The organism is Pseudomonas sp. CAN1, from assembly GCF_030462585.1.
Taxonomy (GTDB): Bacteria; Pseudomonadota; Gammaproteobacteria; order Pseudomonadales; family Pseudomonadaceae; genus Pseudomonas.
On record NZ_JASMRU010000041.1, the window covers coordinates 21374 to 39687 of the forward strand.

Here is an 18314-nt window from a genome sequence, read left to right on the forward strand (position 1 = left end):
GACTTTTCCCTCTGCCCCGCTGTAGCCCGCGCCAGGCGCGGCTCTTCCCGCTTCGCTTGGTAGTAAAAGCGTTACATTCCTGAGACAAATCTGAGCCATTTTGTCGCTTATGTCCCTGTTCTGCTGGCGAAAATTCCATTCCCGACTAGCGTCAATTCCGTAAGCAGATATGCGTAGGACTGCTTTTTCCTGGGGAATCACAGCCGGAATTAGGGAAATGCAGGCCAAATATCGCTCGAAGATTTTCCAGCCAGCGGCCCACGCCCTGGCGCTGGAACAGCGCATCCTCTTCGACGGCGCCGCCGCGGCGGCCGTCGACCAGCAACACCACGACAGCACGGCCGCCGAGGCGAAGGACACCGCCAAACCGGCCACTGCCGTCGAGGCCCGCGCCCAGGCCGCCACGGGCGCACCAGCGACACCGCGCAACCTGGTGGTGATCGACGCGCGCCTGGAGAATCGCGACCAGCTGGCCGCCAACCTGCCGGTGGGCACCACCGCCCTGGTGGTGGATGCCGGCCAGGACGCCATCGCCGCCATCAGCAACGCGCTGACGCAGCTGGGCAAGGTCGACTCGATCCAGATCTTCTCCCACGGCGCCACCGGCCAGTTCACCCTGGGCAACCAGACCTTCACCAGCCAGAGCGTCGACCAGCTTGGCGAGCGCCTGAGCGCCTGGCGCGGCGAGCTGAGCGCCGGCGCGGATATCCAGCTCTACGGCTGCGACGTCGGCTCGGGTAGCGCCGGGCAGGCGCTGGTCAACGAACTGGCACGCTGGACCGGCGCCGACGTCGGTGCCTCCAGCAACGCCACCGGCTCCACCAGCGCCGGCGGCGACTGGAACCTGGAAGTACGCAATGGCGACGTCGACAAGGCCATCGCCCTGAGCGCCGATACCCTGACCAGCTTCCAGGGCCTGCTGGCCGACGCCAGCCCCACCGTGGCCATGGGCAGCGGCGGCTCGGCGGTACGCCTGGGCGATACTTTCACCTTCGACGTCAGCTTCAGCAACCCGTCCACCCAGGTCGGCTATGCGCCCTATATCGACCTGTTCATGCCGGCCACCGGCCGCGACGGCAACGACGGCGCCACCTTCGTTTCCGCCACCTACCTGGGCCAGGCGGTAAACAGCTATGTGATCACCTTCGACGCCAACGGCAACGCCACCCACCCGCTGGCCAAGGACGCCAACGGCAACGCCCTGGTGATCAACGCCGCCAGCGTCGGCATGAAGGCCGGCGACCAGATGGTGGTACTGCAACTGCCCTACGCCAGCTTCGGCAACGGCCAGCCGGCCATCGACATCCAGGTCACCGCGCAGCTGAGCAACCTGGCCGACACCAGCTATTCCGACGGCGCGCCGAACCTCACCATCAACGCCCGCGGCGGTTTCGAGTACGGCAACGATTCGCTGAACAACCCGGCGCAGGACCCGACCCTGGTCGAGGCGGCGCTGCACAGCTTCATCGTCACCCCGACCCTGCTGTCGGTGACCCAGACGGTGGACATGCCCGAGGGCGAGACCGTCACCGGGCCGAACTTCACCCGCACCGAGACGGTGACCGTGACCCCGGCGCCCGGGCAGACCCTGACCAACGTCACGGTGACCCAGACCGTGCCGGACCAGGTACATGTCAGCTCCATCACCCCCGGCGCGGGCGGCACCCTGGCCTCGATCACCCTGCACGATGGCACGGTGCTGACCAACCCGGCGCTGATCGCCGCGGCCCTGGCCAACCCCAACGCCTTCGTCGCCAGCTACAGCGTCCACTACGACACCCTGACCGGCCCCAGCACCACCACGGTCGGCTTCTATGTGCCGGAGATCGACGCCGCTGGGCGACCGGTACTCGACCCCGCCACCGGCAACCCCCGCACCATCACCTTCGGCACCGCCACGGTGAACGGCGACTGGAACCCGCTGGACGTGCGCGACCGCCCCACCGACCCGGACGGCTACCCGTTCACCGTCACTGGCGACGGCGCGGGCGTCACCTTCGTCGCCAAGTCGATCACCCTGCTCAAGACGGTCAACCTGCAGAATGACGTCGGCACCCCCGGCGTCACCCCTGGCGACACCCTGCGCTACACCATGGACGTGGCCATCTCCGACTTCTACGCCTTCGGCCAGAACATCCTCGGCCAGGGCCGCTTCACCGTCACCGACCTGCTCAGCGACGGCCAGACCTTCAACCCGGCCAACCCGCCGAGCATAGTCATCCAGCAGCACGGCGGCTCCCAGGTCATCCCGGTGATCTACACCGCCACGGTGAACGCCGATGGCAGCACCACCCTGGTGTTCGACATCGGCGCGTCCATCGCCGCGGCGGTGCAGGGGCCGGGCCTCTATGCGCTGTTCGGCGACCTGTGGAACGGCGACGTGCAGGAAGGCGCCACCCGCCTGACCCTGGTCTATGACGCCGATATCGACTCCACCTACACCACCGACCACCCGCCCCACGACCAGCTCAACGAGGGCGACAGCATCAGCAACAACGCCACGGTGGACGCCAGCGTGCTGCGCGACTCGCTGAACATCGGCGGCGAGCAGACCGACGGCTCCAACACCACCACCACCATCGATACCTCCAACATCGATATCACCCTGACCCAGGTGAACGGCGGCAACCCGCCGGCCAACGGCGAACTGCGCCCCGGTGACGTGGTGACCTTCACGATCACCTACGACCTGCTGGTGGCCGACTACGAGAACTTCAAGCTCACCGCCTACCTGCCGCTGCCATTGCTCAATGCCGCAGGCATCAACTGGAGCTTCGGCAACGGTGTCGGCCAATGGAGCTTCGGCACCGGCAACACCATCCTCGACACCCCGGACAGCGTCACAACCGGCGACGGCAACTCGATCATCTTCGACTTCGGCAACTACGTCTCCGGCGGGCTCAACGGGGGCACCGTGCAGGTACGCTTCACCATGGTGGTGGGCGACCAGCCCTACGCCGACCAGCGCTCCCTGGACGTGCTGGCGCAATCCAGCCAGACCACCACCATCGACAAGACCCCGCTGATTTCCTCGGATGTCGCGGAAATCCAGTCGGTCGCGGAGCCGGTGCTGGACATCAAGCACGGCGTGGTATCCAGCACCAATGGCACGGTTACCGGGACCACCGGCACCTGGGCCCAGCCGGGCACCAACGGCGTGCCCTTCAGTGGCAGCGTCACCAGCCTGGCGGCGGTTGACGGCAACGTCACCGGCATCGACGGCGCCGACACCCTGCGCCTGGCCACGGCGATCAAGAACACCGGCGGTGGCGGCGCCTACGACGTCACCACCAGCATCACCCTGCCGGCGGGCCTGAGCTTCATCGGCGGCAACCTGGCGGCAGCCAACCTGCAGATCTACCGCGGCGACGGCACGCTGCTGCAGGCCGGCGTCGACTACAGCGTCAGCGGCAACACCATCACCTTCATCGACAGCAACGGCCAGGCCGGGCTGCTGGCCGGTCGCGCCGGCACGGCCAACGACCTGTCCGGCGCCAACGTGGTGGTGATCACCTACGACGTCACCGTCGACAACGCCATCCTCGCCTCGCGCACCCTGCAGTCCAGCGCGGCGCTGACCAACTACGCCAGCGTCGAGGGCGGCCAGGACTTCACCCCGGTGGACATCGTCGAGGTGGCCAACCAGCAGGTGGCCGCGCCGACCATCACCAAGACCTACCAGAACGGCAGCCTCACCAACGACGACTCCAGTGCCAGCCACACCACCGGCAGCAATCTGGTGATCGGCGAGAAGATGACCTACGACATCGTCATCACCCTGCCCGAAGGCAGCACCGCCAACCTGCGGCTTTCCGACCTGATCCCACCGGGCTTGCGCCTGGACCTCACGGCTTTCGGCGGTGCGGGATACCAGCTCATCACCACGGTCGCCGGCAGCGGCGCGCTGGGCCAGGACTTCGCCGGCAACGTCAACGTCCTCACCTTCAGCGGCGACGGCAGCGATGGCGGCGACCTGAACCTGGTATTCAGTGCCGCAGGTTCCGCGGCGGACAACAACGTCGGCAACAACGCCTTCGTCATCCGCCTGGTGCTGGTCGCCAGCAACGTGCAGAGCAACCAGCAGGGCGTGACCCTGAACAATGGCGCGCAACTGACCTACAGCGACCCGGACGGCGACACGCCCAACGGCGCCACCGCGGTGGACCGCAACGTGGCCAGCTCGCAGCAACCGTCGGTGACCATCGTCGAGCCGACCGTGACGGTGAGCCAGCAGGTCACCTCGACGCCGACCTTTGGCGGCTTCGACCAGGGCGACACGGTCAACTTCAACATCACCATCAGCAACACCTCCGGCACCAACGCCTTCGACCTCAGCCTGCTGAACATCCTGCCCACGCAGATGGACAACATCACCATCAGCGGCATCGTCTACAACGGTGGCGCCAGCAATAACGGCGGCGTCGATTTCATCATCCAGAACGGCCAGCTGGTCACCGCCAACGGCGCCAACATCGATCTCGCCAATGGCAGCAGCATCGTCATCAGCCTGACCGGCGTGGTGAACGCCACGGCAGCCGGCCAGGCGGTGATCCCGAACAACGTGGTGGTGCGCTGGACCAGCCTCGACGGCACCAGCAACACCACCGATACCGTGGCCGGCGAGCGCGGCGGCGATGATGGCCTGCTCAACTCCGGGGTGCTCAACGACTACCGGCAGATCAATACCCTGCTGATCCCGGTCACCAACGGCATCCAGGTGTCCCGCGTCGGCGGCCTCGACGCCACTCCACCGGCCACCAACTCCTCGGGTGCGACCGATACTGCCGGCCTGCAGGAAACCGTGGTGGTCGGCGAGATCGTCCGCTACCGCGTGGCGGTGGTGGTGCCCACCGGCGACAACCCCAACTACCAGATCCGCATCGAGCTGGCTCCCGGTCTGGAGTTCATCCCCGCCGACCTCAACAACATCCTCATCGCCCTGGGCTCCAGCGCCATCGGCGGCCTCAGCACCGATGCCACCGATCTGATCAGCGGCGGCACCCTGGGCATGATCGGCAACCAGAACAGCGACGTCTCGCTGCCGATACACCCCGACCTGTCCGGCGACAAGCCCACCGGCATCTTCAACATCAACAGCGGCCGCCTGCAGATTTCCCCGGACGGCCGGACCATCACCTTCAACCTCGGCAACCTGACCAACACCGAGGTGAACGACGGCGACATCGAAGGCGTGATCCTCGAATTCAACGTGCGCGTCGCCAACATCGCCAGCAACCAGAGCGGCGCCCAGCTGGGCATGAACGTGTTCGAACACGTCGGGCTCAATGGCGGCGTCGATCGCGGCCACAGCGCGACGATTTTCGAGCACGTGGTGGAGCCGAGCTTCACCGGCATGGACAAGTCGGTCATCGACATCGCCGCCGGCAGCGTCGCCGGCACCACCACCGCCACCGTGTCGGTCGGTTTCACCCAGAACGGCGAAGTGCCGGCCTACAACGTGGTGCTGCACGACCAGTTCCCCAATGGCAGCGACTACGCCATCCAGAGCATCGTCATCAACGGCACCAGCTACACCACCGGCAACCTGCCGGCCGGCGTCACCGCCAGCGTGGTCGGCGGCCAGGTGGTGCTGAACTTCGACCAGTTGAACGTCAACGACACCGTGCAGGTGATCTACAGCGTCACCCTGCCCAACACCGTGATCCCCGACGACGCCAGCAGCTCCGCGGTACTGACCTGGACCAGCCTGCCCACCAGCTTCGAGAACGCCGGCTGGGGCGGCTCGGTACCCGCCACCGCGGGCGGCGCCGATGGCGAGCGCACCGGCCAGGACGGCGCCAGCGGGCTGAACAACTACATCCTCAGCGACGGCGCCGGCATGGGCGTGGTGCAAGGCACCCTGTGGGATGACACCAGGTCCGCCACCAACAGCATCACGCCCGACGGCCCCGGCCTGGGCGGCATCGGCGTGACCCTGACCTGGGCCGGCGACGACGGCGTGTTCGGCAACGCCGACGACCGCACCTTCAGCACGGTGACTGCCGCCGACGGCACCTACCAGTTCGCCATCCTGCCCTCGGGCAACTACCTGGTGGCGGTGGCGCAGAACTTCGCCCAGGCGAGCAACAACCGCTTCCACGTGCGTGTGGATACCGATACCGGCACTTCCACCGTCGGCCTGGGCAACATCAACCTGAACCTTGCAGAAGGCGCCATCGGCATCGCCGACGCCGGCTACGTGCACATCAACGAAGCGCCGATCAACACCGTCGCCGACCAGCACGGTCAGGAAGACACGGTGCTGCACATCGTCGGCCTGGCCACCAGCGACGTGGACGTCAACGCGGGCAATGCCGACGGCATCATGACCGTCACCCTCAGCGTACTGCACGGCACGATCTGGCAGTCCGGGACGGTACCGGGGCCGACCGACGCCCCGCCAGCCGGCGCCGGGCGCAGCCTGGTGCTCACCGGCACCCTGCAGCAGATCAACGTGCTGCTCGGGCAGATCTATTACAAGGGCGACCAAGACTTCAACACCTTCCGCAACGCCGAAATCCTCACCATGGCCACCAATGACCAGGGCAATTTCGGTGACGCCGACAACGACGGCATCCCTGGCGAGACCGTCGAAGATGCACTGGTGGCGATCAACACCATGAACATCGTCATCGACCCGGTGAACGATGCGCCGATTGCCCACGACGACATCGCCATCGCCGTGGAAGCCGGCGGCCTGAACAACGCCGACCCCGGCGTCGACCCCACCGGCAACGTGCTGGACAACGACACCGACGTCGACATCCAGACCAACAACGACGTGCTGCGTGTCACCCACATCGCCAGCATCGTCAACACCACCGGCATCGACGTCACCGTCGGTGCGCCGGTGGTCATCCAGGGCCGCTACGGCACCCTGACCATCACCGTCACCGGCGGATTCCAGTACGTAGTCGACAATAACAACCCGGAAGTGCAGGCGCTGCGCACCGCCGGCAACGTCATCCGTGACACCTTCCAGTACACCATCAGCGACCTTGGCGGCCTGACCAGCCAGGCGCTGCTCACCGTGGACATCCACGGTGCCAACGACACCCCGGTGGCCAACCCCGACAGCAACACGGCCACCGAGGCCGGCGGCACCAACAACGGCACGCCTGGACAGGACGCCATTGGCAATGTGCTGGACAACGACAGCGATGTGGATTCGATAGCCCTGGGCGAGACCAAGGCGGTCAGCCTGGTGCGCTTCGACGGCATCGGCGGCGGACGCATCTTCCCGGTAGGCGCCGGCTCGCCAGCCACCCTGCAGGCCATCTACGGCAGCCTGACGATCAACGCCGACGGCAGCTATCGCTACGTGGTCGACAACAACAACCCGGCGGTGCAGGCGTTGTCCCCCGGCGAGACCCGCACCGAGCAGTTCACCTACCAGGTCACTGACGCCGGCGGCCTGAGCGCCATTGCCACCCTGACCATCACCGTGCAAGGCGCCAACGACGCCCCGGTGGCGGTGGACGACCACGGCAACGCCACTGCCGGCTCCAGCGACGGCACCCCGGCGCCGGTCAACGCCAGCGGCAACGTGATCGCCGGCAACGCCGGGGTAGGCGCCGACACCGACGTCGACAGCTGGGACAACCCGCCCACCAGCCACCTCGTAGTCGACGGCATCCGCAGCGGCATCGAACTGGGCGGCGGCACCCTGACCGCTGTGGGCGCCGGCGGCACCACCATCACCGGCACCTACGCGCGCCTGGCCAACGGCAGCGTGATCAGCGGCAACTTCGGCCAGCTCACCCTGCAGGCCAACGGCGACTACCTGTTCGTCGTCAACAGCGCCGACCCAGCAGTCCAGGCCCTGCGCGCCGGGCAAAGCCTCGACGTGATCTTCACCTACCAGATCCACGATACCGGCGCACTGACCGACCAGGCGCAACTGGTGATCACCGTCACCGGCGTCAACGATCCGCCGGTGGTGCTGCCGGTGGTCATCCACGCGGTGGAATCCGGTGGCCTCAACAACGTGCTGCTGGGCACCGATCCGGTGGGCGACATCCGCTCCTCCTACAGTGACCCGGACGGCGACACCCTGACCATCACTGCCATCAGCGACCCCAACGGCGCCGCCGGGACGGTCGGGCAGAACGTCGGCGGGCTCTACGGCGTGCTGCTGCTCGACGCCAACGGCAACTACCGCTACGTGGTCAACAACCTGCTGCCGGCGGTGGAAGCACTGCGCTCGTACACCGACACCCTCAGCGACGTGTTCACCTACAGCGTCAGCGATGGCAACGGCAAGACCGTCACCCGCACCTTCACCGTGATCATCCACGGCCAGGACGACACGCCGATCGCCATCGACGACACCGGCACCGCCATCGAGGCCGGCGGCACCAACAACGCCACCCCCGGCGCGCCGGCCAGCGGCAATGTGATGACCAACGACATCGACGTCGATGGCATCAACTACGGCGAAACCCGCACCGTTGATGCCGTACGCACCGGCGTGAAGACCGGTACCGGCGCCCTCCTCGGCCTGGTCAACGGCACCCGCAACCTCGACGGCAGCTACGGCACCCTGACCCTCAACGCCGATGGCACCTATACCTACGTGGTCAACGACAGCCTGGCGGCGGTGCAGGCACTGAAGACCGGCGACAGCCTCACCGAAATCTTCACTTACCGCATGCACGATACCGATGGCGCCAGCTCCATCGCCCAACTGACCATCACCATCCAGGGCCGCTACGACGCCCCGGTGGCCAACGACGACATCAACTACGCGGTGGCCAACCTAGACGGCAGCGGCGGTCGCAACCCCACCGGCAACGTGATCAACGGCATCAATGTGCTCGGCACCATCATCGGCACCGACACCGACGTCGATGCCGGCGATCACCTGCGCATCACCACCATCGCCGTGGGCCCGGAAGGCGCCCAGGTGAATACCGTGGCGGTCACCCCCGGCAGCCCGCAGACCATCATCGGCGCCTTCGGCACCCTGGTGATCAACGCCGACGGCAGCTACCAGTATTTCGTCGACAGCACCAACCCCACCATCATCGCCCTCGGCCCGCTGGCCTTCGCCATCGAATCCTTCACCTACCAGGTGACCGACGACGGCGGCCTGAGCGACCAGGCGACGCTGGTGATCCTCATCCGCGGCGAAAACGACCCGCCGGTCACCGCGCCGGACTTCGGCAGCGCCGTGGAGGATGGCGGCCTGCACAACAACGTGCCGGGCAGCAACCCATCCGGCAACGTGCTGGACAACGACACTGATCCGGACACCATCACCACCATCCCGCAGGACGTCATGCACGTGGTGTCCTACTGGGCTGGCGACGTACCGCTGCCCGCCAACGCCACGGTCCCCGGCCAGAGCCTGCGCGGCCAGTACGGCACCCTGACGCTGAACCTCGACGGCAGCTGGAGCTACGAGCTGGACAACTCCCTGCTGGAAGTCGAAGCCCTGCGCGCCAGCGGCCAGACCCTGCAGGACAAGTTCACCTACCTGGGCGCAGACATCTGGGGCGGCGCCACCCCCGGCCTGCTGACCATCACCATCGACGGCCGCAACGACACACCCATCGCCAGCGACGACAACGCCCTCGCCGTGGAAGCCGGCGGCGTCAACAACGGCACCCCTGGCGTCGACCCGCGCGGCAACGTGCTGGACAACGACACCGATGTCGACGGCGTGCAGTACGGCGAGACCAAGTCGGTGGTCAACTTCACCAACCAGAACGGCACCACGACCAATGCCGGCAACGTACTGCAGGGCCTCTACGGCAAGCTGACGATCAACGCCGACGGCAGCTACGAGTACCGCGTCGACAACGACAACCCCACCGTGCAGGCCATGCGCAGCGCCAACGAGAAGCTGCAGGAAGTCTTCACTTACCGCATGCGCGATACCGCCGGTGCCACCTCCGATGCCCGCCTGACCGTGGTCATCCAGGGCGCCAACGACAACCCGGTGGCCCGCGACGACAGCAACAGCGCCACCGACCAGACGCCCGCCCCGCAGGCCACCGGCAATGTACTGCCCAACGACAGCGACGTGGATGGCGGCGACGCGCTCACCGTCACCGGCATCCGCACCGGGCAGGAAACCGCCAGCGGCAGCGCCGGGGTCATCGGCCAGCCCATCGCCGGGCGCTACGGCACCCTCGTGCTCAATGCCGACGGCAGCTACACCTACACCATCGACCTGAGCAATCGCGAAGTGCTCGCTGCGGCCGGGCTCGGACAGATCCTCAAGGACTACTTCACCTACACCATCAGCGACCTGGCCGGCGCCACCGACGATGCCCAGCTGACCATCACCCTGGACATCGCCACGCCGTACATCCCGCCGGGCCCGCACCTCGACCGCTTCGGCGACGACGGCGCACCGCAGAACCGCATCCCTGACGTCGACCCGGCGATCTTCGTGCAGCCGGTGGTGGAACGCATCGACCAGCGCCTGTCGCTCTCCAACTGGGGCGCCGATGGCAGCAACATCGACATCTTCGCCACTCCGGAAATCGACAGCCCCTCGATAGGCGATCAACTGGGCCAGATCAAGGGCCAGTTCGTCGGCCGCGCCGTCGCCGAAAGCCGCCGCGCTGCCGCCCTGGACAAGAACTGGGTGGACGGCCGCCACGGCGTCATCAGCCTGACCGCCGATGGCCTGCTGCCCGACCCGTCGATCTGGGCTTCGCTGCCCGCCGACATGGTCGGCAAGGCCGACAAGACGCACACCGCGCAGGGCTTCCGTAGCCAACTGCGCGAAGCCGCCCAGCGCCGGAGCGGCCAATGAGGAACTCGCGAGTATTCAGGAACGATCAAGGACAGAACATGCCCGCCTACGCACTGAAATGCCTGAGCGCCACCATCACCTTCAGCATCCTGCTCAGCGCCTGTTCGGCATTCGAGCCCAAGCCCTACACCGAGGATGAAATGCGCCAGCGGGTGATCGACGACCAGGCGCGGATGTACAAGGAGCAGGAGCCGGTCAACGGGCCGATCACCTTCTACGAGGCCTCGGCGCGCGCGCTGAAGTACAACCTCGACTACCGCCTGAAGCTGCTGGAAAGCGCGCTGGCCTCCGACCTGCGCGACGTCACCAGCCACGAGATGCTGCCGCGGGTGGTCGCTTCCGCCGGCTATGCCGGGCGCAACAACGACTCCGGCGGCACCTCCATCGGCATCGAGGACCGCCAGGTCAGTCTGCGTCCGTCGACCTCGGAAGAGCGTTATCGCCAGCTCTACAGCCTCGGCCTGTCCTGGAGCCTGCTGGACTTCGGCGTCGCCTACTTCCGCACCCAGCAGAAGAACGACCAGATGCTGATGGCCGAGGAGCGCCGCGAGAAGGTCGCGCAGAACGTCCTGCAGGACGTGCGCAACGCCTACTGGCGCGCCCTGGGCGCCCAGCGCCTGTTGCCGGAAGTGGACGGCCTGCTGATGCGCACCCACCGCGCCCTGACCTCCGCCCGCGAGGCCGAAGGCAAGGGCCTGCTGCCGCGCCAGGACATCCTCGCCTACCAGCGCGCCCTGCTCGACTCGGTGTACATGCTCACCGTGCGCCGCCAGGACCTGGAGTTCGCCCGCGCCGAACTGGCCGCGCTGATGTCACTGCCGCCGAACACCAAGATGGTCCTGGCCGACGTCGGCGAGCAGCCGCTGCCGCTGGTGACCAACAACATCGACCAGCTCGAACGCCTGTCCCTGGAACGCCGCCCGGAGATCATGGAGGAGTGGTACAGAAAGCGCGTCGACATGAACGACCTGAAGATCGCCAAGGCCCAGCTGTGGCCCAACGTCAGCTTCAACTACGGGTACGAGTACGACTCCAACAAGTACCTGTACAACAACGACTGGAACCAGACCGGCATCAACGTCTCGATGAACCTGCTGCGCCTGGCCCAGTACCCGGACATCAAGGCCGCCGAGGCCAGCCAGGAAAAGACCGACGACATGCGCCGCACCGCGCTGTCCATGGCCATTCTCACCCAGGTCCGGGTCGGCCTGCTGCGCTACCAGCTGGCCAAACAGGAAGTGGAGTTCGCCGACGAGAGCCTGCGCGTCGACCAGAGCCTGCTCAGCTACGCCCAGTCCGCCCGTGGCGCCGCCCTGGGCAGCGAGCTGGAGCTGATCCGCGCCGAGGGCCGCTTCCTGCTCTCGCGCTACCAGCGCGAAGCCGCCTACTCCGACGCCCAGGCCGCCTGGGGCCGGCTGTACAACTCGGTGGTCTTCGAGGTGATGCCCAAGGAAATCGAGAACCACGACGTGAAGACCCTGGCGCGGGAAATCCAGCGCACCCTGGAGCAGCAGACCAATACCAACCTGTTGGCCAGCAGTGGCCCCACTCCGATCCAACCGACCGCTGGGCAAGCTTCGGTTGGGCAACCCGCTTCCGGGCAGCTTTCCACCAGGCAAGAAGGAACCGCCAATGCCGCGCAGTAAGCCGTACCTGCTCCTCCCGCTGTGCCTGATGTTGCTCCAGCCGGCGCTGGCCGATGACACCCCCAGCGGCCTGCCGCCCTTGCCCGACAGCCAGGACCCCGGCGCCATCCGCGTGCTGCTGGTGTCCAACCTGGAAACCACCCTTTCCGCGCAGATGAACGGCACCCTCGGCGCGCTCAAGGCGAGCCTCGGCGACAAGGTCGCCAAGGACGCCGAGCTGGCCCAGCTCAACTGCGTGGAAGTGAACGCCCGCGCCAAGGTCGCCGCCGCCGAACTGACCATGGCGCGCTCCAACCTCGCCGCCAAGCAGAACCTGCGCAAGCTCGATGCCGTGGGCGACCTGGAAGTCGCCATGGCCAACACCGAGGTACAGAAGGCCGACGGCGCCCTCACCCTGGCCCGCGCCCAGGCCGGCTACTGCCTGGTCGACGCGCCCTTCTCCGGGCGCATCGCCAAGGTCTACGTCAAGCCTTACCAGACGGTGACCGCCGGCACGCCGCTGTTCGACCTGGTCAGCGACGGCGCGCTGAAAGTCCGCCTCAATGTGCCCTCCTCCATGCTGCCCAAGCTGCGCCCGGAAATGCCGCTGGAAGTGGACATCCACGAAACCGGCAAGCACTACCCGGCCAAGGTCAGCGTGATCAACGCGCGGGTCGACGCCGTAGCCCAGACCGTGGAACTGGAAGCCAAGCTGGACGCCAGCTACCCCGAACTGATCGCCGGCATGAGCGGGGTCGCGCGCTTCCCCGAAAGCCATGAGTGAGCTGCTGCCGCCACCCCAGCTGCTGCTGAGCCTGGCCAATGTGCGCGACAAGGCGCTGGCGGCCGATTCCCTCGGCGGCCTGGCCTTCAGCATCGCCAACGACCTGTTTCCGCTGCTGCGCTTTCATCAGACGCTGGTGTTCGCCTGCCACGAGTCGCGCAACGAGTTGCTGGCAGTCTCCGGGCTGGCCAAGCCCACCGAGGACTCGCCCTATCTGGTCTGGCTGGAACGCGCCAGCCGCTGGGTGGCCGCGCAGCTACCCGACGCCACGCCCACCTGGCTGGCCCGCGAGGCCATCGAGCCGCCGGCAGACATCGCCGAAGGCTGGAGCGAATGGTGGCCCGCCGGGCTCTGGTGCGTGCCGCTGCACGACCGCACCGGCAAGCGCCTGGGGCTGGTGCTGTTCCTCCTCGACGAGCCACCGGCGCGCAATCTGCAGCCGCTGCTGCAGGGTATCTGGCAGACCTGGGCCCACGCCTGGGCCTCGTTCGGCCCGCGCACCCGCCTGCGCTTCTGGCGGCCGAGCAAGCGCCAGCTGCTGGTCGGGGTGATCGCCCTGGCGGCGCTGTTGCTGATTCCGGTACGACAGACCGCCCTTGCGCCGGCCGAGATTGTCTCGCGCAATGCCCAGGTGATCAGCTCGCCCATCGACGGGGTGATCGTCAAGATGCTGGTGCGCCCCAACCAGAACGTCGAGGTCGGCACACCGCTGTTCGAACTGGACGAAACCACCCTGCGCAGTCGCGCCGACGTGCTGGCCAAGGAAGTCGCCGTGGCTGACGCGGAACTCATGGCCGCCAGCCAGCGTGCCTTCGACAACCCACAGAGCAAGAGTGAACTGACCGTGCTCGACGGCCGCTCGCGGCAGCGTCGCGCCGAACTGGCCGCCGTGCAGGCGCAACTGGCGCGCACCCGCGTGCTCGCGCCGCGCGCTGGCGTAGCCGTGTACAGCGACCCCAACGACTGGCTGGGCAAGCCGGTGGTCACCGGCGAGCGCATCCTGCAGATCGCCGATCCCAAGGCGCCGGGCATGCGCATCCAGCTGCCGGTGGCCGACGCCATCGCCCTGGAGCCGGGGGCGCAGGTATCGCTGTTCCTCACCGCCTACCCGCTCGACCCGCTGCACGGGGAAATCCTCGACACCAGCTACCAGGCCAAGCCCAGCGACGAGGGCGTGGCCTCCTACCGCCTGCTGGCCAGCGTGGAGAACCCGCCGCCCCACGCGCGCCTGGGGCTGCACGGCACCGCCAAGCTCTACGGCGAACGCGTCGTCCTGGGTTATTACCTGCTGCGCCGGCCACTGGCCTCCGTGCGCGCCTGGACGGGCTGGTAACGCCCGATGGACATCGCCGCCGAAGACCTGCCCACCCCGCCGCTGCGCGACGACCTGCGCCTGGACGAAGCCGCCCCCGCCCCGGACGGCGAGCCGGTGTGGGTGATCCAGGACAGCGTGGTCAACCGCTTCTACCGCATCGGCTGGCTGGAGTTCGAATGCCTGCTGCGCTGGGAACAGACGCCCCGGCAGATCAGCGAGCAGATCGCCGAGCAGACCGCGCTCAAGCCCGACGCCGAGCAGGTGCTGGGCTTTCGCCAGTTCCTCGAACATCACCAGCTGCTGCGCCCCGGCCCCGAGGCTCTGGCGCGTCTGGCTGCGCGCAGCCAGGGCAAGCAGTGGATGACCTGGAACTGGTGGCTGCACCACTACCTGTTCTTCCGCATCCCGCTGCTGCGCCCGCAGCGTTTCCTGCGCGCCATCGCCGGCAGCCTGGACTGGCTGTTCAATCGCTACGTGGCGCTGCTGGTGCTGTTGCTCAGCCTCGCCGGTATCGTGCTGGTGGCACACCAGTGGGATACCTTCACCCACGACGTGGTGGAGTCCTTCTCCTTCGAGGGCCTGCTCAGTTTCGCCGCCGCGCTGGTGGTGGCGAAGACGCTGCACGAGCTGGGGCATGCGCTGGTGGCGACGCGGCTGGGGCTGAAGGTCGCGCACATGGGCATCGCCTTCGTGGTGATGTGGCCGATGCTCTACACCGATACTGGCGAGAGCTGGAAGCTGCGCAGCAACCGCCAGCGCCTGGCGATCGCCAGCGCCGGGATCATCACCGAGCTGGGCCTGGCCGGGCTGTCGACCCTGGGCTGGGCGCTGGCCGACCCCGGCCCCTTCCGCAACGGCCTGCTGTACCTGGCGACCACCAGCTGGGCGCTGTCGCTGGCGCTGAACGCCAGCCCGTTCATGCGCTTCGACGGCTACTTCATCTTCTCCGACCTGCTGGACTTCCCCAACCTGCACGAGCGCGCCGGCGCCCTCGCCCGTACTACCCTGCGGCGCAACCTGCTGGGGCTGGAAGAGCCCTGGCCGGAGCACTTCCCCACCCACCAGCGCCGACTGCTGGTGGCCTTCGCCTTCGGCACCTGGGTCTACCGCCTGCTGCTGTTCCTCGGCATCGCCGTGGCGGTCTACTACTTCTTCTTCAAACTGCTGGGGATCTTCCTGTTCGCCGTGGAAATCAGCTGGTTCATCGTTCAGCCCGTGTGGCGTGAACTCAAGGTCTGGTGGCAGCGCCGCGCGGAAGTGAAGCCGCGGCGCAAGCTGGTGTTCCTCGCGCTGCTCGGCGCCATCGTGCTGCTGCTCGCCATCCCCTGGCGCACCCAGGTGCACGCCATGGGCGTAGCCCGCGCGGCGCAGCAGCTGCACGTCTACGCGCCGTTCCCGGCGCTGCTGCGCGACCTGCGCCCCGGCGGCGAAGTCGGTAAGGGCGAGACCCTGGCGGTCATGGAAGAACCGGATATCGCCGCCAAGATCGCCGGCAGCGAGGCCAGCATCCGCGGTTACGAAGGCCGCCTGGCCGGCATGCTCGCCGATCCCTCGGGCCTGGCCCAGGACGCCGTCACCCGCCAGCGCCTGGGCGTGGAATTCCAGCAGGCCCGCGCTGCGCGCAACGAAATGGCCCGCCTCAACCTGCAGGCGCCGTTCACCGGGCGCTGGATGGATGTCAACCCGGACTGGAAACCCGGCCAGTGGATCAACACCCGCGAGCCCATCGGCGTGCTGGTAGACCCGCAGCACTGGCTGGTGGATGCCTACGTCAAGCAGGACGAAGTGCAGCGCCTCACCGATGGCGGCCATGTGCGCTTCTACCCCGAAGGCGTACCGCGCCCCATCGAGGGCCAGGTGGTGTTGATCGGCACCACGCGCATCAGCCAGCTGGAACAACCGATGCTCGCCTCGCGCTACGGCGGCCCGCTGAACGTCAATCCGCAGGGCGAAGCGCTGGTGCCCAATCCGGCTTTGTTCCATGTGCTGGTGAAACTCGACTCCGCCCCGCCCGGCCTGCGGGAGACCCGTGGGCATCTGCAGATCGAAGGCGCGCGGCGCAGCTGGCTGGGCGAAGGTTTTACCCGGCTGCTGGCGGTGGCTTTGCGGGAGAGTGGGTTCTAGCTGGAGCTCCTGCGCCAAACCGTTCGCGAGCAAGCTCGCTCCTACAGACCAGCCTTGGCGCTTTTTGTAGGACCGAGGGGGACGCCTAGTCCTTGCTCGCGAACCGCACGGCACGGCGCAACCTGTAGGGCGCATGACGCGCCAGCCTTATCCGCCACCGTGGTAATCGGCGGATAACCCGTGCCGGGTTATCCGCCCTACGAATGCGTTGGAGAATCGTGCAGCCGTCGCCACGGAGTACGTCGCGGGGGATTTCGCGGACAAGGTCCGCTCCTACAGGATCAAGAGCCCCTGATCCTTTCCCACGAGCGGAACCATTCGGTACAAGAGGAAGCCATGGCACTAGCCTGAACCGACGATCCAGTTTGACCCGAAGACGCGCGCGCAGGGGGATTTACCCGACAGGAGAAGCCTCCTCCGCCCGCCCCTTGAGCCACAAGCCGAACCCCTTCACCACCTCCACCACCGGCCGCAGCCGCTCGCCATCGGCGCTCAGGCAGTACTCCACCCGCGGCGGCACCTCCGGGTAGACCGTGCGAACCACCAGCCCTTCCTCTTCCAGCAGCCTCAGCTCAGCCGTCAGCACCCGCTGGGAAATCTCCGGCATGTCCCGGCGCAGCTCGTTGAACCGCTTGCTGCCATCGAGCAGGTAGGACACCAGCAACAGGCGCCAGCGCCCGCCGATCACCCGCATGGCTTCTTCCACCGAACAGCCCGACACGTTCTTCTTCATCCTGCCTACCGGTAACCTTTTCCTGCCCTGGCCACAAAAAAGTGCGTTCTTACGCGCCGCATGCGGGTCGGCAATACTGGCCGCCCATTTCCCACCAGGGCCTGCCCCGATGAAACTGTACTTCGCCCCCAACGCCTGCTCCCTCGCCCCGCACATCGTCCTGCGCGAGCTGGGTCTGCCGTTCGAGCTGGTCCGCGTGAACAACCAGAGCAAGCGCACCGCCGATGGCCGCGACTTCCTGCAGGTCAACCCAAAGGGTTACGTGGCGGCGCTGCAGCTCGAAGACGGCACGGTGCTGACCGAGGGCGCGGCGATTCTACAGTACCTGGCCGACCAGAATCCCGACGCGGGCCTGGCCCCAGCCAACGGAACCGTGGCGCGCAGCCAGTTGCAGGCGCAGCTGAACTTCATCGGCAGCGAGTTGCATGCGGGGATGAGCCCTCTGTTCAGCAGCGAGATTGCCGAGGACGCGAAGACGGTATTGCGCGCCAAGCTGGCCAAGCGGCTGGGCTATATGGAGCAGGTGCTGGGCGAGAGCGGCTGGAGCTTCGGCAATGGGTTCAGCGTGGCCGACGCCTATCTGTTCACCGTGCTGGGCTGGACCCAGTACCTGAACGTCGATCTCACGGCTTTCCCGGCCATCCGCCGTTTCCGCGAGGTGATCGGCGCGCGGCCGGCAGTGGTTGAGGCATTGCGTGCGGAGGCTGAGTCGGCGCCGGTGCGGTGAATGTTCGCGAGCAAGCTCGCTCCTACAGGTCCAGCCTGAATTCGGCGTTGCTTTTCGTAGGACGCCCGGCCACTTGTGGGTGGCGTCCAGGCCCATCTTCGAGCCGAGGCCGGAGATCGGCGAGGCGAAGTCCAGGTAGTCGATCGGCGTGTTGTCGATCATCACCGTGTCGCGCTTGGGGTCCATGCGCGTGGTGATGGCCCAGATCACGTCGTTCCAGTCGCGGGCGTTGATGTCG

General features: G+C 67.1%; 7 protein-coding genes and 1 pseudogene. 6 read left to right on the forward strand and 2 right to left on the reverse strand.

Annotated elements, in window-relative coordinates; translation table 11 throughout:
• Positions 1-217 precede the first annotated feature (217 nt).
• The 5 genes from QO207_RS28305 to QO207_RS28325 are packed head-to-tail and all read left to right on the forward strand — an operon-like array spanning position 218 to position 16616.
• Positions 218-10768: a VCBS domain-containing protein gene (locus QO207_RS28305; RefSeq protein ID WP_301535573.1), complete on the forward strand. Its 10551-nt coding sequence runs from the start codon at positions 218-220 to the stop codon at positions 10766-10768.
• Positions 10769-10806: 38 nt separating this feature from the next.
• The gene (locus QO207_RS28310; RefSeq protein ID WP_301535574.1) at positions 10807-12414 is read left to right on the forward strand and encodes a TolC family protein; all 1608 of its coding nucleotides are present in this window, start codon (positions 10807-10809) and stop codon (positions 12412-12414) included.
• Positions 12401-13177 (forward strand): efflux RND transporter periplasmic adaptor subunit, encoded by a 777-nt coding sequence (locus QO207_RS28315; protein WP_301535575.1) that lies wholly within the window; start codon positions 12401-12403, stop codon positions 13175-13177. The genes QO207_RS28310 and QO207_RS28315 overlap by 14 nt, the downstream gene beginning before the upstream one ends.
• Positions 13170-14510, forward strand: coding sequence for an efflux RND transporter periplasmic adaptor subunit (locus QO207_RS28320; protein ID WP_301535576.1), 1341 nt, complete (start codon positions 13170-13172; stop codon positions 14508-14510). The genes QO207_RS28315 and QO207_RS28320 overlap by 8 nt, the downstream gene beginning before the upstream one ends.
• Before the next feature lie 6 nt (positions 14511-14516).
• The gene (locus QO207_RS28325; RefSeq protein WP_301535577.1) at positions 14517-16616 is read left to right on the forward strand and encodes an HlyD family efflux transporter periplasmic adaptor subunit; all 2100 of its coding nucleotides are present in this window, start codon (positions 14517-14519) and stop codon (positions 16614-16616) included.
• A gap of 394 nt (positions 16617-17010) precedes the next feature.
• On the opposite strand, the gene QO207_RS28330 is transcribed toward QO207_RS28325, so the two are convergent.
• Positions 17011-17349 carry a helix-turn-helix domain-containing protein gene (locus QO207_RS28330; RefSeq protein ID WP_301535578.1) on the reverse strand — a complete coding sequence of 113 codons (339 nt, stop codon included), beginning with the start codon at positions 17347-17349 and terminating at the stop codon, positions 17011-17013.
• A 109-nt stretch (positions 17350-17458) separates the two neighbouring features.
• Between QO207_RS28330 and gstA the strand changes: the two genes are divergently transcribed.
• A complete protein-coding gene (gstA, locus tag QO207_RS28335) occupies positions 17459-18076 on the forward strand; it encodes a glutathione transferase GstA (RefSeq protein ID WP_301535579.1) in 618 nt (205 codons plus the stop codon).
• Between the two features lie 63 nt (positions 18077-18139).
• On the opposite strand, the pseudogene QO207_RS28340 reads toward gstA, so the two are convergent.
• Positions 18140-18314: pseudogene (locus QO207_RS28340) on the reverse strand (3-octaprenyl-4-hydroxybenzoate decarboxylase); the annotation flags it as partial.